Origin of the sequence: Nocardioides sp. P86, from assembly GCF_023712465.1 — a bacterium.
Lineage (GTDB): Bacteria > Actinomycetota > Actinomycetes > Propionibacteriales > Nocardioidaceae > Nocardioides > Nocardioides kribbensis.
Window position 1 is genome coordinate 253,406 of sequence record NZ_JAMAYE010000001.1, and the last position, 22,861, is coordinate 276,266.

17 protein-coding genes are annotated in these 22,861 nt (G+C 75.4%); 10 read left to right on the plus strand and 7 right to left on the minus strand.

Annotation, left to right across the window (positions count from 1 at the left end):
• Positions 1 to 114: 114 nt before the first annotated feature.
• The 5 genes from M3673_RS01195 to M3673_RS01215 all read right to left on the minus strand — a co-directional run bounded on the left by M3673_RS01195 (position 115) and on the right by M3673_RS01215 (position 6,976).
• Complete coding sequence (locus M3673_RS01195; protein WP_251530966.1) at positions 115 to 3,636, minus strand: ATP-binding protein; 3,522 nt, start codon at positions 3,634 to 3,636, stop codon at positions 115 to 117.
• On the minus strand, positions 3,633 to 4,442 hold the full coding sequence (locus M3673_RS01200; protein ID WP_251530968.1) for a DUF4194 domain-containing protein: 810 nt from the start codon (positions 4,440 to 4,442) through the stop codon (positions 3,633 to 3,635). Before M3673_RS01200 ends, M3673_RS01195 begins: the two co-directional genes overlap by 4 nt.
• Positions 4,439 to 5,986 carry a DUF3375 domain-containing protein gene (locus M3673_RS01205; protein ID WP_251530970.1) on the minus strand — a complete coding sequence of 516 codons (1,548 nt, stop codon included), beginning with the start codon at positions 5,984 to 5,986 and terminating at the stop codon, positions 4,439 to 4,441. The genes M3673_RS01200 and M3673_RS01205 overlap by 4 nt, the downstream gene beginning before the upstream one ends.
• A gap of 316 nt (positions 5,987 to 6,302) precedes the next feature.
• On the minus strand, positions 6,303 to 6,566 hold the full coding sequence (locus M3673_RS01210) for a metal-sensitive transcriptional regulator (RefSeq protein WP_056862644.1): 264 nt from the start codon (positions 6,564 to 6,566) through the stop codon (positions 6,303 to 6,305).
• Positions 6,566 to 6,976, minus strand: a complete 411-nt coding sequence (locus M3673_RS01215) for a DUF302 domain-containing protein (protein WP_251530972.1) — start codon at positions 6,974 to 6,976, stop codon at positions 6,566 to 6,568. Before M3673_RS01215 ends, M3673_RS01210 begins: the two co-directional genes overlap by 1 nt.
• Before the next feature lie 139 nt (positions 6,977 to 7,115).
• Between M3673_RS01215 and M3673_RS01220 the strand changes: the two genes are divergently transcribed.
• The 5 genes from M3673_RS01220 to M3673_RS01240 all read left to right on the plus strand — a co-directional run bounded on the left by M3673_RS01220 (position 7,116) and on the right by M3673_RS01240 (position 12,324).
• Positions 7,116 to 7,421 carry a rhodanese-like domain-containing protein gene (locus M3673_RS01220; RefSeq protein WP_251530974.1) on the plus strand — a complete coding sequence of 102 codons (306 nt, stop codon included), beginning with the start codon at positions 7,116 to 7,118 and terminating at the stop codon, positions 7,419 to 7,421.
• A 5-nt stretch (positions 7,422 to 7,426) separates the two neighbouring features.
• Entirely contained in the window at positions 7,427 to 8,893 is a 1,467-nt protein-coding gene (locus tag M3673_RS01225) for a rhodanese-like domain-containing protein (RefSeq protein WP_251530976.1), read from the plus strand.
• A gap of 40 nt (positions 8,894 to 8,933) precedes the next feature.
• Entirely contained in the window at positions 8,934 to 9,767 is an 834-nt protein-coding gene (locus M3673_RS01230; protein WP_251530978.1) for a sulfite exporter TauE/SafE family protein, read from the plus strand.
• Positions 9,768 to 9,850: 83 nt separating this feature from the next.
• Positions 9,851 to 12,088 (plus strand): MMPL family transporter, encoded by a 2,238-nt coding sequence (locus M3673_RS01235; RefSeq protein WP_251530980.1) that lies wholly within the window; start codon positions 9,851 to 9,853, stop codon positions 12,086 to 12,088.
• 68 nt (positions 12,089 to 12,156) lie between these two features.
• Complete coding sequence (locus M3673_RS01240; protein ID WP_193664439.1) at positions 12,157 to 12,324, plus strand: hypothetical protein; 168 nt, start codon at positions 12,157 to 12,159, stop codon at positions 12,322 to 12,324.
• A gap of 118 nt (positions 12,325 to 12,442) precedes the next feature.
• Here the strand turns inward: M3673_RS01240 and M3673_RS01245 are convergent, their stop codons facing one another.
• The gene (locus tag M3673_RS01245) at positions 12,443 to 12,955 is read right to left on the minus strand and encodes a universal stress protein (protein WP_251530982.1); all 513 of its coding nucleotides are present in this window, start codon (positions 12,953 to 12,955) and stop codon (positions 12,443 to 12,445) included.
• A gap of 338 nt (positions 12,956 to 13,293) precedes the next feature.
• Between M3673_RS01245 and M3673_RS01250 the strand changes: the two genes are divergently transcribed.
• From M3673_RS01250 to M3673_RS01270, 5 genes are all read left to right on the plus strand, one after another.
• A complete protein-coding gene (locus M3673_RS01250) occupies positions 13,294 to 13,824 on the plus strand; it encodes a flavodoxin family protein (RefSeq protein ID WP_251530983.1) in 531 nt (176 codons plus the stop codon).
• 388 nt (positions 13,825 to 14,212) lie between these two features.
• On the plus strand, positions 14,213 to 16,480 hold the full coding sequence (locus tag M3673_RS01255; RefSeq protein ID WP_251530992.1) for an ATP-binding protein: 2,268 nt from the start codon (positions 14,213 to 14,215) through the stop codon (positions 16,478 to 16,480).
• Between the two features lie 53 nt (positions 16,481 to 16,533).
• Positions 16,534 to 18,912 carry an excinuclease ABC subunit UvrA gene (locus tag M3673_RS01260; RefSeq protein ID WP_251530994.1) on the plus strand — a complete coding sequence of 793 codons (2,379 nt, stop codon included), beginning with the start codon at positions 16,534 to 16,536 and terminating at the stop codon, positions 18,910 to 18,912.
• 110 nt (positions 18,913 to 19,022) lie between these two features.
• A complete protein-coding gene (locus tag M3673_RS01265; protein WP_251530995.1) occupies positions 19,023 to 19,550 on the plus strand; it encodes a hypothetical protein in 528 nt (175 codons plus the stop codon).
• Positions 19,551 to 19,789: 239 nt separating this feature from the next.
• Positions 19,790 to 20,803: a 5'-3' exonuclease H3TH domain-containing protein gene (locus tag M3673_RS01270; protein ID WP_251530996.1), complete on the plus strand. Its 1,014-nt coding sequence runs from the start codon at positions 19,790 to 19,792 to the stop codon at positions 20,801 to 20,803.
• Between the two features lie 564 nt (positions 20,804 to 21,367).
• On the opposite strand, the gene M3673_RS19485 is transcribed toward M3673_RS01270, so the two are convergent.
• Positions 21,368 to 22,861, minus strand: coding sequence for a HAMP domain-containing sensor histidine kinase (locus M3673_RS19485; protein WP_251530997.1), 1,494 nt, complete (start codon positions 22,859 to 22,861; stop codon positions 21,368 to 21,370).

The following is a 22,861-nucleotide window of genomic DNA, read 5'->3' on the forward strand; positions in this document are numbered from 1 at the left end:
CTGTTCACGGATCACGGTCGCCACACAGGATCGAGACCTGCCGTAGCCCGTCCGCCCCAGGGGTGAGGCGAGGGCAGCAGCCTAGGCAGCCCTCGCCCGAGCGTCGAGCCGGCGTCAGGCACCCGCCCCGACCCCGGCCGACCTCGCCTCGGTGGTGATCGGGGTGATCCACGACTGGTGGGTCTCGGGGCTCTTGGTGATGGCCAGCAGCTCGTCCATGTGCGGCTCCAGGCCGGTGACCTTGTCGAGCGGCACACCGACGACGAGCTGGAAACCGAGGCCCTTCCAGGCCCGCACGGCGCGGCCGGCGAAGTCGGAGTCGGCCTTGACGAAGCCCTCGTCGAGGAAGACCGGGGCAAAGCGGGGCCTCGAGCGCATCTCGTCGCCGAGGCGGAAGCGCAGCGCCGAGCCGACGATGAAGGCCACCAGCTCCTGGCTCTCGCCGCCGCTCTTCTCCCCCAGCGTGCGGTAGGTCGCGCGCAGCTCGCCGGTGGCGGAGTCGTAGCGCTCAGCGCTGACCTCGACGTGTCGGCGCACGTCGAGCAGCCGGTCGCGGTCGGTCGGCTCGCCAGCGCGCTCCCCCGACTGCGCGGGCAGGCGCAGCTGGTCCATGAAGCGGCTCAGGTCGGTGAAGCGGCGCTCGAGGTCGGCCTCCTCCAGCCGGGCCGGGGAGGCGGCCGAGAGCGCGCGGAGGTCCTTGAGGAAGACCTGCACGTGGGCGGGGCTGAGTCGGCGCAGCCGGATGCGCAGCCGGTCGCCGGCCCCGCCGAACTCCAGGCGCCGCAGGATCGCGTTGATCGGCTCGAGGCGGTCCTCGATGTCCTCGATCGAGGCCGCCATCGCCCCGACCAGGGGCACGAGGTCCTGCCCGCTCCACTCGGTGAGCCGGCGGCGCCACTCGGTGCGGCGCTCGGCCAGCCCGGTGCCGCGGATGTCGGCGAGGATGCGGGCGAAGTCGGGGTAGGAGGCCACCGACGTGCCGAGGTTGGGCGACTCCCAGCGCGCGACGTAGAGCCGGAAGACCGCGCTCAGTTCGTCCTCGACCCGCGCGATCTCGGTCTCGGTGTCGGCCACGGCCGCGCGCAGCCGCTCGGCCAGGCGCTGGGAGGTCTCGGCGAAGCGGTCGAGGTCCTCGGGGTCGGCCGGGGCTGCGGCCGCGGCGAAGTCGGCGGCCAGGGCGCCCGACTGGGCGTCGGTGAGGTCGACCGCGCCGGAGGCCAGGATGGTCTCGAGGCGGTCCTTGACCAGGTCCTCGTCGTCGACCAGGCGCCCGTGCACCTCCTCGAGGGTGCGCTGGCGCTGCTCGAGGGCGAAGCGCCGCCGGCGCGTGTCCTCCAGCCGCGCGGCCAGCGCCTCGACCTGCGACTCGGTGGCGCGCAGCTGGTCGTCGGCGCCGAGGATCTCCGCGCGCCGGCGCTCCAGGTCGTCGATGCGCTCCTGGCTGCCCTCGACGTCGAGGTCGGCGAAGCGGGCGGTCACCACGGCGTCGTACGACGAGCGCTGCAGCTCCAGCACGCTGCTGCGCCGGTCGAGCTCGACCAGCTCGGCGTCGAGCGCGCCGAGGTCGCGCTCCACCGCGGCGAGCTCGGCGTCGACCTCGGCCACGGCCTCGTCGTTGGAGAAGCCGATGATGCTGCGGGCCTCCGAGCGCCCGTGGCTGCCGCGGCGGCCGCTGCGGGTCTGCCCGGCCAGGGTCACCCGCAGGCCGGGGCCGGCGAGGTCGGCGGCGTCCTCGACGCACAGCGCGTTGCGCGAGGGCTCGGAGACGTGGGCCTGCACCCACCCTGAGAAGGGCGAGGAGCGGAAGACCAGCTTGCCCGCTACCCGCTCGGGGTCGGCGGGGCCGAGGTCGGGCAGGTCGAGCGGGGCGCCCTCGAAGCTCAGCCGCCCGCGCAGGCGCAGCCCGTCGATGGCCGAGGAGAAGTGCTGGAGCCGGTCGAGGGGCACCAGCAGCACCCGGGCGCTGGCGCCCAGCACGGTCTCGACCGCGGTGCGCCAGCGCGCCTCGTCGGGCGCGACGTCGAGCAGCTCGGCCACGAAGGGCAGCTCCTCGGGGCTCAGCCCGCTGGCGCGGGCGACCTCGGCGCGCAGCTCGTGGAGCTGGGCCGGCACGCGCCCGGCGCGGCTCTCCAGCGAGGCGCGCTCGGCGCGCAGGTCCGACTGCCGCTTGCTCAGCGGGTAGCGCCGGTCGCGGGCGGCGTCGCGCTCGCGGCGGGTCTGCTGCTGGTGACGCTCCCACCCCGAGAGCCACTGGCGGGCGTGGAGCTGGAGCACGCTGAAGGACTCCGCCGACCGCAGCGACGCCTCGAGGTCGCGGGCCTCGGAGTCGGCCGCGGCGAGCAGCGGCAGAAGCCGCTCCTCCAGGGCGTCGCGGCGGGCCTGGCGCTCCTGGCGTACGGACTGCTCCTGCTCCAGGCCGAGGGCGATCGACTCCAGCGCGGAGCCGCCGGCGTCCTGGTGGGCCTCGCGGGCGGCGTCGAGGTCGGCAACGAGGCGGCGCTCGTCGCGCGCCGCGGCGGCCAGCTCCCCGGCGGTGGTGGTGCGGTCGCGGCGGTTGGCGTCGGTGGCGGTCTCGATCAGGCGCAGGTGGGTCTGCAGCAGCCAGCGGCGCAGCGGGGTGTCGCCGGAGCGGGTCACGCCGTAGGAGTCGAGCTCGGCCAGGCGGCGGGTGGCGCCGCGGCGGCGCTCCTCCAGCCCGGTGATGGGGCCGAGCAGCTCGAGCTTGGCCTCCTCGGTGCGCATGGCGGTGTAGGCGGCCTCGAGGTCGTCGAAGTGCTCGATGGCGCGGTCGGCGGCGGCGTAGGTGGCGGGCCGCTCGAGCACCATGTCCTTGTAGAGCTCGTCGACGCTGCGCACCTGGTTGCCGGCCTGGATGCGCGCCAGCAGGCGCAGCGCCTTGGCGCCGTCGCCGTTGGCGCCGATGCCGAGGCGGGCGTGGAGCACGGCGGAGAACTCGGCGTAGGTGCGGTGCACCCGGATGCCGGGGAAGAGCTTCTTCAGCGTCGTGGCGTGGAAGCGCTCGGGCACCGCGACCTCGAGGCTGGTCAGCTCCAGCCCGGAGTCGTGGGTGACCAGCTGCATCTGCACGTCGGCGGAGCGGGTGGCACGCCTCGGCACGTAGTAGGTGCGCAGCACCGTGAAGCGCCCGCCGCGGTCGTTGACGAAGGTCATCGCCACCGCACCCCACGTGTCGCCGCCCTGGCCGCGCAGCAGCCGCTCCACCGGCCGGCCGGTGCGGGGGTCGTCGACGACGTCGACGGCGCCGCGCAGGTAGGACAGCAGGTTGCGCTGACCCGCGCCGCGCGCGCGACCGGCCACGGCGTCGTTGGAGGCGCCGTTGAACTTCGCGTCGGAGGGCATCATCAGCGCGGTGTAGGCGTCGAGCACGGTGCTCTTGCCCACGCCCGAGGCCCCCGAGATCATCGTGGCGTCGCCGCGCAGCGGGATCGTGGTCAGCCCCGAGAAGCCGCCCCAGTTGACCAGCTGCAGCAGGCTGGCGCGCCACTGCATGGTGTCGTCCTTGGGCGTCGCCACGACGCCGCGGTCGAAGAGGCCCTCGCCGGTCTCGTCGGCCATCTCGTCGGTGGGCTCGTCGGGGACCGGGCCGTCGAGCCGGTCGCTCTCGTGCACGCTCATGCCTGCTCCTCGCTCGCGTCGTGCTCGGGTGCGGCCTCGCCGAAGAGGTCGACCGGCGCCTCCGGCGCAGCCGGTACGTCGGAGCCGTTGGCGCGCCGCAGCGCCTCCAGCAGCTCCTGGAGCAGCTCGAGCGGCAGCAGCGCCTCGACGGCCTCGCTGACCTCGAAACGCTCCTCGGCCGCGGTGGGGATCAGCAGGCCGGTGCGCGCGACGGCCAGCACCGCGTTGCGGGCCCGCTTCTCCTCCGCGGCCTCGTCGGTCACGTGGGCGGGACGGAAGGTCGCGACGTGGGCGACCAGGTCGTCGCGGTCGACGTAGACGCGCGCGTCGCCCGCGGCCAGGCCGGCACGCAGCCGGTCGCGCAGGTGCACCAGCACGATGGTCTCCTCGCGCGACCAGGCGGCGTCGTAGAGCAGCGTCGGGAAGCGGGCGCCCGTCTCGGAGGTCGCCTGCCGCTTCCAGGCCACCTCGCGCTCGCGGTCGACGGCCAGCTCGAGGAAGAGGTCGTTGAGCCGCGAGCGCAGCACCCGCTCGTGCTCCACCAGCACCCGCCAGTCGCGCGGGTGGGTGCGGGCGCTGACGAAGCGCTGCTTGAGCAGCGTGACCAGCACGTGGCGCTGGGCCAGCTCCAGGCCGCCCTCGTCGCCCTCGAAGAGCGAGACCGACCCCCCGTCGGGGACCCGCACGTCGAGGTGGGCGGCCAGGTCGCCGTCGGAGTCGTGACCGGAGTCGTGGCCGGAGTCGTGGGCGGGCTCGGGCGCGAGGTCGGGGTCGCGGCGCAGGTCGGCGGTGTCGACGTCGGTCATCGGGCCTCGCTCTCGGGTCGGTGCTGCGAGTCGGGGGTCTCGGCGCCGGCCGTGCCTGCGGTGCCGGCCTCGGCGCTCGGCGGGGAGCCGCGCAGCGGGGTGCGGGGGGCGGTGAAGGTGCGGGTGGAGCCGTCGGCGCGCACGGCGGCGTAGGTCTCCAGCTCCTGCTCGGCCTCCCAGCCGTGGTCGGCGGCGAGGTGGAGCAGGCCGAGGATCTCGACCGGGCGGCGCAGCGAGGGCTCGAGGCCGGCGAAGAGCGCGCCCAGGGAGTCGGGCGGGTGGGTGGAGGCCAGGGCGAGGTCGAGGCGCTCGCGCAGCGAGCCGAGCTGGGGGCCGCCCTGCGCGCGCAGCGCGTCGAGGGAGACCGCCGGCGCCTCGTCGGGGCCCGCGGTGGCGATGCGGTCGGGCAGGACGTCGTCGGCGGGGTCGTAGAAGCGCTCGCGCAGGTGCTCGACGCCGGCCCGGCTGGGCAGCAGGGCCAGCTCGAGGGTGGCGCGGGGCCCGGTGGTGGCCATCCAGGTGGCCAGCTCCGACTCGACCTGGCGCAGCGTCTGCTCCAGCTCGCGGTCGCGCTCGACGTCGCGGGAGACGATGTAGTCGCGCAGCGTGGCCGTCACCCGGGCGCGCTGGGCCAGCACGCGGTCGAGGCCCTCGCGCACCAGGCGCACCGTGCCGCGCAGCTCGGCGCGGTCGGCGTCGCCGAGCACGCCGTCGGCGACGGGGTGCTCCAGCAGCGCGGTGAGGTCGTCGCGCAGCCGGCCGACCAGCTCCTCGTCGCGCAGCAGCGCGAAGGCGCCCTCGAAGGCGCGGCCCTCGTGGGTGGCGGTCATCAGGGCGTCGGCGCGGGCGAGGTAGTCGTCGATGACCTCGCCGGCCGGGCGGTCCTCGGCGCGGAAGGCGGCCAGGATCTCGCTGCGGATGGTGGCGAAGCGCTCCTCGACGCGCGCGAAGTCGCTGGGCAGCGCGGAGACCAGCGAGAGCAGCTCGGTGAAGCCCTCCTGCATGTAGTCCTCGCTCACGCCGACCAGCTCGGCGCCGTCGACGAGACGGTCGCGCTCGGCCTGGAGCCGGGCGATCTCGGCGTCGAGCAGCTCCACCCGCGAGGCGCGGTCGGGGTTGGCCTCGGCGTTGAAGCGGCGCACGGTGCCGAGCAGGGTGGCGATGCGGTGCTCGCTGAGGGTGGCGCGGTCACGTGCGAGGTTCTTGACCAGCTCGAGGGCCTGCTGGGCGTGGGAGGTCAGCGTGTAGACCTCGCGCCCGCCCTCGTCGAGGGAGCGCACCAGCCAGCGTCCGCGCATCCACCGCTGGCAGATCTCGCGCCCCTCCCCGACCGGCACCTCGCCCTCGTCGGCGTGCCGGATCGCGGCGAGGTGCTCCTCGACCTGCGTGTGCAGCCGCCCGGTGGGGATCGGCTTGTTGTCGCGGCCGAAGGCGGCGCGGAAGATCGTGATCACCACCGGCGCCTGACGCTGGTGGAGCAGCGTGAGGGTCGGCTGGGAGAACGCGCCGCGCACGCGCGCGAGCTCCCCCGCGATCTCGCTCATCCCTGCCCTCTCACTGCCGCCTGTCGCCCGACGCGGCTCGCGCCGCGACGAGCAAGCATCCCAGAGGGCGCCGACGACCCGGGGATCGAGGGGGTCGCACCGGCCGCGGGCGCTGTGTGCCCCGGGTGCGGGGCGGGACGTCGTACGAGGCGTGGATGCGCATGCACCGATCGCATGACGCCCCGCGCGAGCCGAGCACCGACGCGCGCGGCATCCTCCGCCGAGCACCCCCGCCGCGCCGGCCGGCCACCCCCGCTGACGTCGTACGAGGTGTGCATGCGCATCCACCGATCGCATGACGCCCCGCGCGTCGTCCTCAGGCGAGGGCGAGGAAGAGCTTCTCCATCTTCTTGGTGTCGACCCCGTCGAGACCCTCGCCGTCGGCGAGGCACTGCTGCAGGCCGGTGGCGACGATGGCGTAGCCGGCGCGCGAGAGGGCCTTGTTGACCGCGGCGAGCTGGGTGAGGACGTCCTCGCAGGACGACCCCTCCTCCATCATCCGGATGACGCTGGCCAGGTGGCCGTTGGCGCGCTTCATGCGCGTGATGATCGCCTTGATGTCGTCGGGCTGCAGGTCCATCAGTGTGCTCCGTCCTCGAGCGCGGTCAGCGCGGTGGTCAAGCGGGTGCGGGCGTCCTCCGACACCGCGCGCAGGGCGTCGCTGGGCTCCCCCACGAACGACGTCATGACGGCCGGGTCGAAGGCCTCGACCACGGTGGTGGTGTCGTCGACGGAGCGTACGACGACGTTGCACGGCAGCAGCGCGGCGATCGAGGGCTCGGCCTGCAGCGCCTGGTGCGCCAGCTGCGGGCGGCACGCGCCGAGGATCACCTGCGGCGCGACGTCGACGTCGAGCTTGGCCTTGAGCGTGGCCGCGAGGTCGATCTCGGTGAGCACCCCGAAGCCGACCTCGGCGAGCTGCTCCCTCACCGCGCCCACCGCCTCGGCGTAGGGGCGGTGGGTCGTGACGCGGATCGTGTAGTCGCTCATCAGCGGGGCCTTCCTCGTGCTGTCGATCGTGCTCGTGGGGTGCTCTCACGGTCGATGCTACATCCCCCCAGGGGGTTATGCTAACGTCGACGACAGGAACCCCCCAGGGGGATATTCACCCGCACCGGAGAGGACCGACATGAGGCAGATCGACATCGACCAGCTCGCCGCCGCGATCGACGGCGGCGCCGTGGTCGTCGACGTGCGCGAGCCCGGCGAGTACGCCGCGAGCCGCGTGCCCGGCGCCCGCAACATCCCGATGGGCCACCTGCCCTCGCGCCTGGGCGAGCTCGACCCCTCGCGGCCGGTGCACGTCGTGTGCGCCAGCGGCAACCGCAGCGCGGCCATGACCGACCTGCTCACCGCCCAGGGCCTCGAGGCGGTCAACGTCACCGGCGGCACCACCGCGTGGATCCGCTCCGGCCGCCCGGTCGAGAGGGGCTGACCCCGATGACCGCCACCTCCTCCCCCGCCGACTCCTCCCCCGCCGGTTCCACGACCGGCACCACGACCGGCACCACGACCGGCACCAGTCTCACGGTCGTCCCGATCGAGACCCCGACGCTGGGCGACCGCAGCTACCTCGTGCACGACGGCGAGGTCGCCTTCGTGGTCGACCCGCAGCGCGACATCGACCGGGTGCTCGACCTGCTCGACGCCCACGGCGTGCGGCTGACCCACGTGCTCGAGACCCACCTGCACAATGACTACGTCACCGGCGGCCTCGCCCTCGCGGAGGCGACCGGAGCGTCGTACGTCGTCAACGGCGCCGACGAGGTCGCCTTCGCGCGCACCCCGGTCGCCGACGGCGAGGTGGTCGCGGTGGGCGAGCGGATGCGAGTCACCGCGCTGGCCACGCCCGGCCACACCTTCACCCACCTCGCCTACGCCCTGCGAGACCTCGGCACCGGCACCGGCACCGGCACCGGCACAGACGTCGGGGTCTTCTCCGGCGGCTCGCTGCTCTTCGGCGCGACCGGTCGCCCCGACCTGCTCGGGCCCGAGCACACCCACGACCTGGTGCGCCACCAGCACGCCTCCGCGCACCGGCTGGCCGCGCTGCTGCCCGACGAGGCCGAGGTCTTCCCCACCCACGGCTTCGGGTCCTTCTGCTCCGCGACCCAGTCCGACGCCACCTCCTCGACCATCGGCCGGGAGCGCTCGACCAACCCCGTGCTGACCCAGGACGAGCAGTCCTACGTCGACGAGCTGCTCGCCGGTCTCGGCGCCTGGCCGGCCTACTACGCCCACATGGCCCCGGCCAACGCCGCCGGCCCCTCGGCACCCGACCTCAGCCCGCCCGCCCGGGCCGACGCCGAGGAGCTGCGCCGCCGCATCGAGGCCGGCGAGTGGGTCGTCGACCTGCGCCACCGCACCGCCTTCGCCGCGGGCCACGCCCCCGGCACGCTCAACTTCGGCCTCGACGGCGGCTTCGCGACCTACCTCGGCTGGCTCGTGCCCTGGGGCACCCCGCTCACCCTGCTCGGCGAGAGCGCCGCGGACGTCGCCGCCGCCCAGCGCGAGCTGGTGCGCATCGGGATCGACCGACCCGCGGCCCACGCCACCGGCGGCCCGGAGCAGTGGAGCACCCGTGCCCCCGCGAGCTTCGCCACCGCCACGTTCGCCGACCTCGCCCAGGTGCGCCACCACCGCGACATGGTGGTGCTCGACGTGCGCCGCGCCGACGAGCACGCCGCGGCCGCCGTCGCCGGCGCCGTCAACGTGCCGCTGCACGAGCTGCTCGACCGGGTCGGCGAGGTGCCGCCGGGAGAGGTCTGGGTGCACTGCGCCGGCGGCTACCGCGCCTCGGTGGCGGCGTCGATCCTCGACGCCCACGGCCGGCGCCCCGTCGCGATCGACGACACCTTCGACCAGGCCGAGGCGGTGGGCCTGCACCTCGTCGGCCCCTCGGCATGAGCCGCCCGACCGGGCGGCGACCCGACCGACCGGGCGCGCCGTGACCCCCGAGACGACCCTGCTGGCGGCCCTCCTCGCCGGCGCCCTCATCGGGCTCAGCCTCGGCGCGCTGGGCGGTGGAGGGTCGATCCTGGCCGTGCCGGTGCTGGTCTACCTGCTCGGCCAGTCGCCCGCCCAGGCCACGACCGGCTCGCTGGTGGTGGTCGCGACGACCTCCCTGGCAGGGGCCGTCGCGGCCGCCCGGTCCGGCCACGTGCTGCTCGCGCGGGGGGTCGCCTTCGGGGCCGTGGCGACCGGCGGGGCGGTGCTCGGCGCCAAGGCCTCGGCCCACGTCGACGACGACGTCCTCCTCGCGGCCTTCGCCGCGCTCATGCTCCTCGTGGGCGCCCTGATGGCGGTGCGCCTCGTGCGCCGCCCCGCAGACGGGCCCTCCCACGCCGCACGACCCGCCCTGGACGACCCGATCCTCACCTTCTCCCCCACCTTCGCCTGCGCCTGCCCGCGCGCGCTGAAGGTCCTGCTCACCGCGACCCTCGTGGGCGGGCTGACCGGCTTCCTCGGCGTGGGCGGCGGCTTCCTCGTCGTGCCCGCCCTGCTGCTGGCCCTCGCCCTCCCCCTGCCCTACGCCGCCGGCACGTCGCTGGTCGTCATCACGATCACCAGCGCCGCCGCGCTGGCCACCCGCGCCGGTGTGGGCCCGGCCCCCGACTGGGGTCTCGTGCTCGCCCTCACCGCCGCCTCAGCCCTCACCGCCGTGGTCGGAGCCCGACTCGCCGACCGTGTCGACACCCGTCGACTCTCCGCCGCCTTCACCGCCCTCGTCCTGGCCGTCGCCGCCTACACCGCGACCCAGGCCCTCCCCGCGCTGCTGTGACCCGGCCGCACCGCGACCGCAGCACCACGCGCTCCGCGCGACCCGACCAGTCCCTCATCCGACGCACCAGGAACGGACCGACCATGAGCACCACGAGCCCGCGCCGCGCCAGCGACGCCGACACCCCGCCCGACCAGGAGGCCGGCCGGCGACCCGACCAGCGCGCCGGCCGAAACTCCGGCCCCGCCGCGGCGGGTCACGCGTCCGAGGCGCGACCCGGGCCGCTGGGGCGCCTCGGCGTCTGGGTCACCGACCACGCCCGCCTCGTCACCGGGGTCTGGCTGCTGCTCGTCGTCGGCCTCGGCGCCTTCGCCCCGCAGGTCGAGCACAACCTCTCCGGCGCCGGCTGGCAGGCCGACGGCTCGGAGTCCGTCGCGGCGCGCGAGCTGGCCCGCGAGAGCTTCGGCGGCAACGCCTCCTCCGCGATCCAGGTCGTCGTCCACTCCACCGACGGACCCGTCACCGAGGGCGCGGGCCGTGACGTCCTGACCCGGGTCACCGCCGTGCTCGAGCGCGAGCCCCGTCTGGCCGACGTCGTGGCCCCGCAGCCGGGCGCCACCCTGAGCCAGGACGGCTCGACCGCGATCGTGCTCGCCGGCGCCGGCGTCGACACCGACGAGATGGTGCGGGTGGCCACCGACCTCAAGGAGGAGCTCCAGGACCTCTCCGTCGACGGGGTCCAGGTGAACCCGACCGGCTCCTCGCTGCTGTGGTCGGACTTCAACGAGGCCAACCTCGAGGCCATGCTGACGTCCGAGATGGTCTCCTGGCCGGTGACCATGGCGATCCTGGTGCTCGCCTTCGGCGCCCTCGTGGCCGCCGGCCTCCCCCTGATCCTGACCCTCGCCGGGCTGGTCGCCTCCGCGGGATCGCTGGTGCTGATCAACGAGCTCGTCCCGGTCTCCATCTGGGCGATGAACTTCGCGATGATGTTCGCCCTCGCGCTCGGCATCGACTACGCGCTCTTCCTCGTGGTGCGCTACCGCGCCGCCCGGATGGGCGCCGGCCGCTCCGCACGCCAGGCGGTCGCGGAGACCATGGACACCGCCGGCAAGGCGGTGCTGCTCTCCGGCGCCACCGTCCTGGTCTCGCTGTCGGCGGTGATGCTCGTGCCCTCGCCGTCGTTCCGGTCGATGGCCGGCGGCATCATGCTCTCGGTCGTCTTCGTCCTGGCCGCCACCCTCACCCTGCTCCCGCTGGTGCTGTTCACGCTCGACCACACGATCAACAAGCTCTCGCTGCCCTGGGTCAGGACCGGCGAGCACCGCTCCGCGGCCTTCGCCGCGTGGGGCGAGCGGCTCTGGAGGCGCCCCGTCGTCTGGGGTCTCGGCGCGCTGGTCGTGCTGCTCGCCCTCGCCGCGCCGATCCTCGGCCTGACGACGGCGATGCCGTCCATCAAGGTCCTGCCCGAGGACGCGAGCGCCCGCATCGGCTACGACCTGGTCCAGGACTCCTTCGGCGACGGCGCGCCCGGCACGCTCCAGGTCGTGACCGCGGCAGCCGACTCCGAGGCCGCGAGCAGCGTGCTCGCCTCCGACCCCGGGATCGCGGGCGCCATGCCCGCCCAGCCGGCGGCCGACGACAGCGGGCTGGTCCTCCTCCAGGCCGTCCCGACCGTCGACCCCTCCGACCCCGCCCTCGCCGACACCGTCGACCGCCTGCGCGCCGCCCTGCCCGACAGCGCGCTCGTCGGAGGCGCGGCGGTGGAGAATCTCGACCTCGAGGCCCAGCTCGACGAGTCCACGCCGCTGGTGATCGCCGTCGTGCTCGTGCTCGGCTTCCTGCTGCTGCTCGTGGCCCTGCAGGCCCCGCTCATCTCGTTGCTCGGCACCCTGGCGAGCCTGCTGTCCACCGCGGCCGCCTTCGGGGTCGCCCGCCTCGTCTTCCAGGAGGGCATCGGCGCCGACCTGCTGGGCTTTGAGAGCCAGGGCTTCCTCGACGCGTGGGCGCCGGTGTTCTTCTTCGCGATGATCTTCGCCATCGCCATGGACTACACCGTCTTCCTGCTGGCCTCCGCCAAGGAGCACTACGAGCGCTCCGGCGACCCGAAGGACGCGATGGTCGGCTCGCTGGCCCACTCCGGACGCGTCATCTTCGCCGCCGGCGCCGTCATGGTCGCGGTCTTCTTCACCTTCGCGCTCTCCGGGCCGCTGCCGCCCAAGGAGATGGGGATCGTGCTCGGTGTCGCCGTGCTGCTCGACGCCTTCCTCGTGCGGCTCGTGCTGCTGCCGGTCATGCTGCGGCTCACCGGTCGCGCCGCCTGGTGGACCCCCGCCTGGCTGCGACGGGTGCTGCCCACCGTCACGTTCTCGCACGGCTGACCACCTCCCGACCACACCACGCACCACCTGCACCTCCCCACCACCACCTCGAACGAAGGAGCACCACCGTGTGCCGAGCAGTCACCTGCAAGCAGTGCGGCAAGACCACCTGGGCCGGCTGCGGCCAGCACGTCGACCAGGTCATGGCCCGCGTGCCCCGCGCCGACCGGTGCGCCGGCCACCCCCGTGAGGAGCGGCCCGGCCTGCTCGGGCGGCTCTTCGGCCGCACGCGCTGAGCACCGGGCGCCCCGCCCTTGCACGGGCCGGACGCCCGGAGCGCTCCCAGCGGCCCGGCTCGGCTCGGGCCAGATGGGGCCGGCTCGCTGAGCCCGGCTCAGCGCGACCCGGCTCGGCTCAGCGCGGCGCGGTCCCGGTCGGCACGACGTCGACCGGGGCCGCGGCTCGGGCCACCACCGCGGCCGTGACCGGCGCGCGGCCCTCCGTCGGGTCCGGGGCCGTCGGGGCGGGCCCGCCTCGCACGGGGTCGGCCGGCGCGCCGCCCGTGCCCACCACCACCAGGTCGGCGCGCCGCGAGGTCTGGAGGATCCCCTCGAGCACCGAGCCCGCGTAGAGCACGGTGTGGACCACGAGCCCCGGCTGCCACTCGCGCGCGGCGCGCTCGGCCGCCACCAGCAGCACGTGCTCCTCGTGGGTGCGCGGCAGCACCGGTCTCGCGGGGCCGACCCGCCCGCCGGAGGCACGGCGGTCGTCCACGTGGAGGATCGTCACGCAGGTCGCGCGCCGCACGGCCCCCTCGACCGCCCGGCGCAGCACCGCCTCGTCACCGGGCCAGCGGCCCAGGGCCGCGACCACCCCCACGTCCGAGCCGGCCCCGCTGGCCCGCTCCGCACGCCTGCTGCCTGCCATCGCACTCCCCACCTCGGTCGTGCGCCCGGGCCCCCGACGGCCGGGGACGACGCCCCTCGAGCCTGCGCGACGGCGGCCGGGGCCGACAGGGACGTACGTCCCTCCGCGGCGGACCTCCGTCCCGAGCGGCGCCTTCCCGCGAGCGGGGCCGGCGGACCGGCGGGTCGCAGGGCCGCAGGGACCATCGGCCCGCCGACCCGGGGCGCCCGGCCGGTGTGTCGGCGGGGTCGACGTACGAGCCTGGAGGCAGCAGCCCCCACCCACGAGGAGCACCCGATGGACCGGCCCGACCCCGCACCCGACCAGGCCCGCGACCGGGGGCCGGTGCCCGGGCCCTCGTGGCCCACGAGTCGATGTTCGGCAACACCCGCCTCGTCGCCGACGCCGTCGCCCGCGGCCTCGAGCGTGCCGGTGTCAGCACCGACGTGGTCGACGTGGCCGAGGCCGGCGCGGTGGGTCCCACGGTGCCCGACGACGACGTGCTGGTGGTCGGCGCCCCGACCCACGCCTTCTCGCTGAGCCGCGCCTCCTCGCGCGCGCAGGCGATCGAGCAGGGGGCGCCCCTCGACCACGAGGAGCGCGGCATGCGCGAGTGGCTGGCCGAGGTGCCCGAGCCCCCGCCCGGGGCGCACCACGCCGCGACGTTCGACACCCGTGTCACCAAGGTGCGGCACCTGCCGGGCTCGGCCGCGGTGAAGGCCGCGCGGATCCTGCGCCGCCACCACTACCTCGTCGAGGACGCCCCGCGGTCGTTCTACGTCGAGGACCCGCAGGGCCCGCTCGTCGCGGGCGAGGTCGACCGCGCCGAGGAGTGGGGCGCCGAGCTCGGCGCGGCCCAGGTCGCGCGTGGCCGCTCCCCGCGGGCCTGAGCGCACCGCGACCGACAGGCGCCCCGGACGCCGTGGACCCGGTGAGTCGTGGCACCAGGGCGCCGGCCGACGGGCGCTCCCGCGCAGGTCGAGGGTGGCGGGAGCAGGCCGAGACCCTGCTCGCCGGGGCCGCGGCCACCACGCTCCCGGTGGTCGACGGCTCCGGCGCACTCCACGACACGACGGGCCGAGCGCCTGCACGCCACCACCGCGCCCGGCCCATCGGCCCACCTGCGGCGACCACAGCCGCACCTCGCTCCCCCGCTGCTGGTCGAGGCGGCGGGTGTCACCGAGTCGGTCCCGACCGGGCGCACGACGTGGGACGATCGCCCCGGAGGAGCCGGGCCGGACAGGGCCCGGCGCACGGCGGGCGGGAGGGGAGGCACGGGTGCGCGCAGACGACGAGGGATGGCGGCTCTTCCGGTGGGCGGCAGCGGCGGCCGGCACCGTGCTGGTGGTGGCCACGGCCCTCATGCTCGGGCCGTGGAGCGGCCCCGACCGTGCCTGGATCGCCGCCGACGCCGCGACCATGGCCGCCGACCTCTTCGCCGCGGCCGCCGTCGCCCTGCGGGTGCGGCGGAGCCGGCCCGGCCCGGCGCGACGCGCCTGGGTCCTGGTGCTGGTGGCCCTGGTCGGCTACGCCGTGGCCGACGGCGTCTGGACGGTCTACGACATCGCCTCCGCCCCGGTGCCCTACCCCTCGGTCGCCGACCTCTTCTACCTGCTCGCAGCGCCCCCGGCGCTCGCCGGGCTGCTGCTCTTCCCCGTCGGTCGCGGGGTCGCGGTGAGCCGCGCGCGGGTGCTCCTGGACTCCGCCGTGGTGTGCTGCGCGGTCGTCCTGGTCGCCTTCATGGTGCTGCTGCGCGACGTCTTCTCCTCCCTCGGCAGCGGCCTCGGCGCGGCGGTGAACGCCGGCTACCCCGTCCTCGACGTCCTGCTGGTGTGCGTCGCGAGCCTGCTGCTGCTGCGCGGCGGCGCGGCCCGCCCCCGCGCCGACCTGGCCCTGCTGGGGCTGGGCTTCATCTGCTACGCCGTGGCCGACTCCGCCTTCGCGCTGGTCACCCTCGACGGGTCCTACGAGTCGATGCTCCTGACCGACGTGCCCTACGTCGCCGCCCCCCTGGTGCTCGGCCTGGCCGCCCTCGCCCCACCCCCCGAGCAGCCGGGCACGCCCTCGGCCCGGGCCCGCCTGCTCAGCGCCGCCGCCCCCGACCTCGCGGTGCTGGCCGCGCTGGCCACGACCCTGGCCGTCGGTGGGTCGGAGGGGGCCAGCGGCCGGCTGGTGCTCCTCGTGGTCGTCCTCGCCGTGGTGCGCCAGGTCTGGCTGGGGTGGGAGAACCACCGCCTGCGCGTCGGGCTCGAGCAGCGCGTGGCCGAGCGCACCGAGGAGAACCTCGCGCTGACCGCGCGCCACGTGCACCTGCTGGAGTCCGTCGGCGAGGGGATCCTCGGCGTCGACGCCCAGGGCCGCATCGACTTCGTCAACGACGCCGGCGCCCGGATGCTCGGGTCGACGGCGGACGCCCTGGTGGGCGCATCCGCGTGCCGGCGCCTGCACGGTGTGCACACCGCGGCCGAGCACCCGGGCGCCGCGGCGGAGACGGCGGACCCCGGACCGGTCGTCGAGGAGCCGCTCTGCGCCCTCGACGCCGCGCTCGGCGGCCGGGCCGTGCGCGACGCCGAGCACGGCTTCCGCCGCTCCGACGGGAGCGTGCTGCCGGTCGAGATCACCGCCGACGGCGCCCGACCCGGGCCCGACGGACGGGTCAGGGGGGCCGTGGTCGTCTTCCGCGACGCCACCGAGCGCCGCGCCGCCGACCGGCTGAAGTCGGAGTTCATCTCCGTGGTCAGCCACGAGCTGCGGACGCCGCTGACCTCGATCCACGGCGCGCTCCACCTGCTGCACGACGGTGACGTCGGCGAGCTGTCGCCCGCCGCCGAGCGGGTCGTCGACGTCGCCCTGCGCGGCACCGACCGGCTGGCCCGGCTGATCAACGACATCCTGGTCGTCGACCGGCTGGAGTCGGGACGCCTGCCGCTCGACCTCGCCGACCACGACGCCGCTCCCCTCGTGGCCGGCGTGCTCGCCGCGCTCGAGCCCGTCGCCGACGCCGCCGGCATCGTCCTCGAGGCCGGTCCGGTCGAGGCGCGGGTCAGGGTCGACGCCGACCGGTTCACCCAGGTGCTGACCAACCTGGTCGGCAACGCCGTCAAGTTCACCCCCCGCGGTGGGCTCGTGCGCGTCGAGGCGGTCGTGCGCGACGGGGCCGCCGAGGTGAGCGTGACCGACACCGGCCCCGGCATCCCGCGGGAGGCGCAGGAGACGGTCTTCGAGCGGTTCCGCCAGCTCGACGAGAGCGACGTCAGGCAGCGCGACGGCTCAGGCCTGGGCCTGGCCATCAGCCGCTCCCTCGTCGAGCACCAGGGCGGACGGATCTGGGTCGACAGCGAGCCCGGCCACGGGGCCAGCTTCCGCTTCACCGTGCCGCTCGCCGCGAGCGCGTCGGCGCCCGTCCCGGGAGGATCGGAGGGTGGCGCCGCGGGCGGCTCGGCGCAAGACTCGGACGAGCGCTCCGCCGGGCACCCTGCCGGTGGCCCGGTCGCGGGTGACGCCGGTGCCGACCGCACCGCGGCGAGCCCCGTTCCCGGTCGCTGAGCGCTGTCGGAGCCCCTCACTACCCTGTGGCACCCACACCGCGAGGAGAGACCATGACCGAGACCACGGCACCTCCTGCGGGGCACCCCGCCGACGGCCACGACCTGATCCGGGTGCAGGGCGCCCGGGAGAACAACCTCAAGGACGTGTGCGTCGAGCTGCCCAAGCGGCGGCTCACCGTCTTCACCGGCGTCTCGGGGTCGGGCAAGAGCTCGCTGGTCTTCGCCACCATCGCCGCGGAGTCGCAGCGGATGATTAACGAGACCTACAGCGCCTTCGTGCAGGGCTTCATGCCCTCGCTGGCACGCCCCGAGGTCGACCGGCTGGAGGGTCTCACCACGGCGATCATCGTCGACCAGGAGCGCATGGGCGCCAACCCCCGCTCGACCGTCGGCACCGCCACCGACGCCCACGCGATGCTGCGCATCCTGTTCAGCCGGCTCGGCTCGCCGTACGTCGGACCGCCGACGGCGTTCTCCTTCAACGTGCCCACCCGACGGGCCAGCGGCGTGATGTCGACCGAGCGGGCGGGGCGCACCGAGAAGAGCGTCGTGAAGGGCGCGGTCTACCTCGGCGGCATGTGCCCGCGCTGCGAGGGCACGGGCAGCGTCAAGGACATCGACCTGACGGCGCTCTACGACGACACGTTGTCGCTGGCCGACGGGGCGCTCAGCGTGCCCGGCTACTCGATGGACGGGTGGTACGGCCGCCTCTTCGCCGGGATGGGGCTGCCGATGGACGCCCCGATCTCGACCTTCACCGCGAAGCAGCTCGACACGATGCTCCACGCGGAGCCGACCAAGATCAAGGTCGAGGGCGTCAACCTGACCTTCGAGGGGATCATCCCGAAGATCCAGAAGTCGATGCTCTCCAAGGACCCCGAGGCGATGCAGCCCCACGTGCGGCGCTTCGTCGACCGCGCGGTCACCTTCCAGACCTGCCCGGACTGCCAGGGCACGCGGCTGACCACCGCGGTGCTCGCCTCGCGCATCGAGGGCCGCAACATCGCCGAGCTGTGCGCGCTGCAGATCAGCGACCTCGCCGACTGGGTGCGCGCCCTCGACGCCCCGGAGGTCGCGCCGCTGCTCGCGGGCCTGCAGCACCTGCTCGACTCCTTCACCGCGATCGGGCTGGGCTACCTCTCCCTCGACCGCCCCGCGGGCACGCTCTCGGGCGGGGAGGCCCAGCGCACCAAGATGATCCGTCACCTCGGCTCCTCGCTGACCGACGTCACCTACGTCTTCGACGAGCCCACCATCGGGCTGCACCCCCACGACATCGAGCGGATGAACGACCTGCTGCTCGAGCTGCGCGACAAGGGCAACACCGTGCTGGTCGTCGAGCACAAGCCCGAGACCATCGCGGTGGCCGACCACGTCGTCGACCTCGGCCCGCGCGCCGGCGCGGCCGGCGGCGAGATCGTCTTCGAGGGCACGGTCGAGGGGCTGCGCGCCAGCGACACCCTCACCGGGCGCCACCTCGACGAGAGGGTGGCGCTCAAGGCGACGCCGCGCACCCCCACCGGCACCCTCGCGGTGAGCGGCGCGGCCACCCACAATCTGCGCGACGTCAGCGTCGAGGTGCCCCTCGGCGTGCTCTGCGTGGTCACCGGCGTGGCCGGGTCGGGCAAGAGCTCGCTGGTGCACGGCTCGATCGCCGGTCGCGAGGGCGTGGTCGTCGTCGACCAGGGCGCCATCAAGGGCTCACGACGCAGCAACCCCGCCACCTACACCGGTCTGCTCGAGCCCGTGCGCAAAGCCTTCGCGAAGGCCAACGGCGTCAAGCCCGCGCTCTTCAGCTCCAACTCCGAGGGCGCCTGCCCCACCTGCAACGGCGCCGGGGCCGTCTTCACCGAGCTCGGCGTGATGGCCACCGTCGAGTCGCCCTGCGAGGAGTGCGAGGGCCGACGCTTCCAGACCGCCGTGCTCGAGCACACCCTGGGCGGGCGCGACATCGCGCAGGTGCTCGCGATGCCGGTCGAGGAGGCCCTGGCCTTCTTCGCCGAGGGCGAGTCGCGGGTGCCGGCCGCCCACGCCGTGCTCGAGCGGCTGCGCGACGTCGGCCTGGGCTACCTCAGCCTCGGCCAGCCCCTCACCACCCTCTCCGGCGGCGAGCGCCAGCGCCTCAAGCTCGCGGTGCAGATGGCCGAGAAGGGCGAGGTCTACGTGCTCGACGAGCCGACCACCGGGCTGCACCTCGCCGACGTGCGCCACCTGCTCGCCCTCCTCGACCGCCTCGTCGACTCCGGCCGCTCGGTGGTGGTGATCGAGCACCACCAGGCCGTCATGGCCCACGCCGACTGGGTCATCGACCTCGGCCCCGGCGCCGGCCACGACGGCGGCCGCGTCGTCTTCGAGGGCACCCCCGCCGACCTGGTCGCCGCCCGCACCACGCTGACCGGCCAGCACCTCGCGGCGTACGTCGGGGCCTGACCGCGCCGCCCCCGGCACCGCACCCACGCACCGATCCGGACGCCCGGCCCGGGCGCCCGGCCACCTCTGGTCCGACCACGCCCGCGCAGCAGCGGCCTAGGCTCCTCGGCATGAGACGCTCCGCCGCCCTCGCCGCGCCCGTGACGCTGCTGGCCCTGCTCGTCGGGTGCAGCGACGACGACCCGGCCGGCGACGGGGCCGCAGCCCGCGCAGACGCGACGTCGAGCACGACGCCCGCCCCGTCGGACCCCGGCACGCCCTCCGGGAGCGACGACGGCGCCCCCTCGCAGGACGCCGCGCCCGCGCCGGGCGACCCCGACGCCGCCGTGCCGGGCGCGTGCCGCCAGGTGGTGCTGGGCATCGACGCCTTCAACCTCGGCGACTACGAGGAGACGGTGCGCCGCTTCGAGGAGGCCGTGCCCCTGGCCCGGGAGGCCGTCGACGACGACCCCACCACCGAGGCCGCCGACCTGCTGGAGGCGGTGGAGTACTACGCCGAGCTGGCCCCCGAGGACTACCTCGAGGCCGCCGCCACCTCGCCCGACTTCGCGCGTTGCAAGGAGATCACCCTGGGCCAGTGCGCCGCCGCCGGCGCCGGACGCCCCGTGCAGAGCGAGCCGCCCGGCCAGCTGGCCTGAGCGGGCCCTAGTCGCCCACCGGCCCGGGCGGAGGCCCGGTCGTCTGCCTGGGCGTCTGACTCGGCGTCTGCCTGGGCGTCTGCACGAGCCGCTGCCCGGGCGCTCGGGCGGCCGACCGGTCGGGCCACCGGCCCTCACTGCCCGGGGGCCGGTGGGATGCGTACGGTGTCCTCACCGCCATGACCACCGAACCGACCGACGCCTCCCCCGTGCGCGCCTCTCCTGTGAGCGCTCCGCCGGTGACTGCGACGTCTGCCCAGGGCCGCAAGCTGCTGCTCGCCGTCGACGCGCCGTCGCTGCTGCACCGCAACCACCACGCGCGGGCGGAGTCGGCGCTGCTCGACCAGGGCGGTCGCCCGGCGTGGGCGCTGCACGGCATGCTGCGCCAGATCCTCGAGGCCATCGACCAGTTCGCCCCCGACGCGGTCGTCTTCGGGCTCGACGACCGCCGCGACTCGGTGCGGGAGCGGATGTACCCGGCGTACAAGGCCGGACGCGCCGCCAAGGACGCCACCCTCGTCGACCAGCTCGAGCGGGCCGCGGCGCTCCTCGACGCCCTGGGCCTGCAGACCGTCACCCCGGCCGGGCTCGAGGCCGACGACGTGAGCGCCTCGGCCGCGGTGTGGGCCGAGACCCACGGGTGGGAGTGCGTCATCATCACCTCCGACCGCGACTCCTTCGCCCACATCAGCGAGCACACCCGCGTGCTGCGGCTGATCAACGGCGGCATCAACGCCTCCCCGCTGCTCAACCCCGCGCGGCTCTTCGCGCTCTACGGCATCGCCGCCGAGCACTACCTCGAGTACGCCGCCCTGCGCGGCGACGCCAGCGACAACCTGCCCGGCGTGCCCGGCATCGGGGAGAAGACCGCGCCGGTGCTGCTCTCCCAGATGGGCTCGATGCGCTCGGTGTGGGCCGACATCGAGCACTGCGACGGGGCCAACCTCGTCGCCGCGCTCGACTCCTACTGCGAGGAGACCGGCCAGCGCCGCATCGGCGCCGGGCTGCTCAAGCGGCTCACCGCACCGGGCGCCCGGGAGCGCTTCGACTTCAACCTCGCGATCATGTCGGGCCGCCCGGTCGACCTGGGGCTGACCCCCGACGTGCCCGGCACCCCGGGCCTGCTGCCGCTCGACCCCGACCGCGTCTCGCGCGTGGTCGGCTACCTCGGCGTGCCCGCCACCACCCAGCTGGCGCTGCGCGTGCTCACCGAGCCGCCGGGCTCGCGACTGGCCGCACCGACCTGGGGCTGACGGCCGCCCGCGGGATGGGGCGCGGACGTCGGTGGTGGCACCGGCCGGGCCGGGCCGACTCGCCCGAAGGTTCCGCTCGTCCGTTCGCGCAATGGCGGCACCCCAGCGGTCGGATCGCGTCGCGCACCGCACCAGCAGCGCACACCCGCTCCGGCGGCGGGCCGTGCCCGCGCAATTGCGCCAGTTCAGCAACCCGACCGCCCCGGCAACCGCACCACCCGCGCAAACCCGCCCCGCAGGCCCATGCCGTCCTTCGCAATTGCGCCACTTCAGCAACCCGACCGCCCCGGCAACCGCACCACCCGCGCAAACCCGCCCCGCAGGCCCATGCCGTCCTTCGCAATTGCGCCACTCCAGCAACCCGACCGCCCCCGACACCGCACCACCAGCGCAAACCCGCCCAGGCAGCGCCACCACGCCCACGCAATTGCGCCACTTCAGCAACCCAACCGCCCCCGACACCGCACCACCCGCGCAAACCCGACCCGGCAGCGCCACCACGCCCACGCAATTGCGCTACTTCAGCAATCCGACCGCCCCGAGCGGCTCAGCCGCTGAAGCGGCTCAGGCGTGGGGGCGGGCGGCCGGGAGGGTGACGACGAAGCGGGCCCCGTGCGGGCCTGCGGGGCCCGACGTACGCCCCCCGGCGTCGCCGGCCACCGGGTCGAGGACGACGTCGCCGCCGGCACTGCGGGCGACCCGGCGGGCCAGGGCGAGGCCGAGACCGCTGCTGCCGACCCCGGAGCGACCGGGCTCGAAGACGGTGTCGGCGTCCTCGGGCGCCACCCCGGGGCCGTCGTCCTCGACGACCACCCGCATGAGGTCGCCGTCGCGCTCGGTGCGCACGAGCACGTGGTGGGCCAGCTCGACGGCGTTGCGCACCACCGGCGCGAGGGCCCGCACGGCCAGGTCGTGGGAGAGCGCGAGGTCGACGCCGGCCCCGACCCGGGCCTCGACGCGGCCGTCGGGGTCGACCTCGGCGCACACGCTGGTGACGACCTCCCGCAGCCCGCTGCCGGCCCTGACCGGGCCCGAGCGGTCGCGGGCGAGGTCGAGGAGCCCGGTCACGGTGGCCGCCATCGCGCGGCAGGCGCTCTGGATGTCGACGATGTCGGTGCGCAGCTCCTCGTCGAGGTCGTCGCGCAGCGCCACCAGGTCGGCCGTGGCCAGCACGGCGGTCAGCGGGGTGCGCAGCTCGTGGGCCAGCTCGGAGGTCAGCCGCTGCTCGGCGAGGATCGCGTCGGCCACCCGGGCCAGCAGCGCGTCGAGGGTGCGGCCGAGCGCGCGGATCTCGTTGGTCGGGGGGCCGAGGTCGAAGCGGCGGTCGAGGTCGTGCTCGCTCCAGTCCTCGGCGGTCGCGGCCATCGCCGCGACCGGCTGCAGGACGCGCCGGCTGGCCAGCGAGACCAGCAGCGTCGCCAGCCCCACGATGATCAGCCCGGCGACCACCGCCACCACCAGCGCGACGTGCTCGTCGGCCTCGTAGGGCGACAGCGACTCCGCGACCACCACCACGCCACGGGCGGTCACGGGTGCCCCGGCCGCACCCGAGGCCGAGCCCTCACCGGAGCCGGGGCCGACGCCCTCACCGGGGCCGGCGGCCTCCTGCTCGACGACGAAGGGACGAGCCAGCGCCCGGTAGCTCTCCCCCCGCGTGAGGCTGCGCTCGCTGGTGGATCCGGCGAGCTCGGCGAAGGTGTCGGCCTGGGCCGGCGGCACGGTGCCCCCGACGAGCCGCCCCCGGTCGTCGTAGAGCGCCACGGCGGGCCCGAGCAGGTCGTCGGGCACGCTGACCGTGCCTGCCCGCGTGGCCTCGGCCGCGGCCACGACCGTGGCCGCACGGTCGTCGAGCACCCGCGCCACGGCGTCCTGCGAGGCCCCGTCGACCACGGCGTGCACCACGCCCACCAGGGCCAGGGCCACCGCCGCGCCGAGCACGGCGGTCCACAGCACGAGCTGACGACGCAGGGAGCCCACGTCGGCGGCGGCGCCGGGCCACACCGCCAGTCCGCGGCGGCCGCGCGGACGGGGGCCGCGTGCGCCGTCGGCGCCGCTCAC

Bases quoted from the DNA above. Each gene is read 5' to 3' on its own strand.
- M3673_RS01195 (WP_251530966.1), bottom strand. From the start codon at position 3,636: ATGAGCGTGCACGAGAGCGACCGGCTCGACGGCCCGGTCCCCGACGAG.
- M3673_RS01200 (WP_251530968.1), bottom strand. From the start codon at position 4,442: ATGACCGACGTCGACACCGCCGACCTGCGCCGCGACCCCGACCTCGCG.
- M3673_RS01205 (WP_251530970.1), bottom strand. From the start codon at position 5,986: ATGAGCGAGATCGCGGGGGAGCTCGCGCGCGTGCGCGGCGCGTTCTCC.
- M3673_RS01210 (WP_056862644.1), bottom strand. From the start codon at position 6,566: ATGGACCTGCAGCCCGACGACATCAAGGCGATCATCACGCGCATGAAG.
- M3673_RS01215 (WP_251530972.1), bottom strand. From the start codon at position 6,976: ATGAGCGACTACACGATCCGCGTCACGACCCACCGCCCCTACGCCGAG.
- M3673_RS01220 (WP_251530974.1), top strand. From the start codon at position 7,116: ATGAGGCAGATCGACATCGACCAGCTCGCCGCCGCGATCGACGGCGGC.
- M3673_RS01225 (WP_251530976.1), top strand. From the start codon at position 7,427: ATGACCGCCACCTCCTCCCCCGCCGACTCCTCCCCCGCCGGTTCCACG.
- M3673_RS01235 (WP_251530980.1), top strand. From the start codon at position 9,851: ATGAGCACCACGAGCCCGCGCCGCGCCAGCGACGCCGACACCCCGCCC.
- M3673_RS01245 (WP_251530982.1), bottom strand. From the start codon at position 12,955: ATGGCAGGCAGCAGGCGTGCGGAGCGGGCCAGCGGGGCCGGCTCGGAC.
- M3673_RS01260 (WP_251530994.1), top strand. From the start codon at position 16,534: ATGACCGAGACCACGGCACCTCCTGCGGGGCACCCCGCCGACGGCCAC.
- M3673_RS01265 (WP_251530995.1), top strand. From the start codon at position 19,023: ATGAGACGCTCCGCCGCCCTCGCCGCGCCCGTGACGCTGCTGGCCCTG.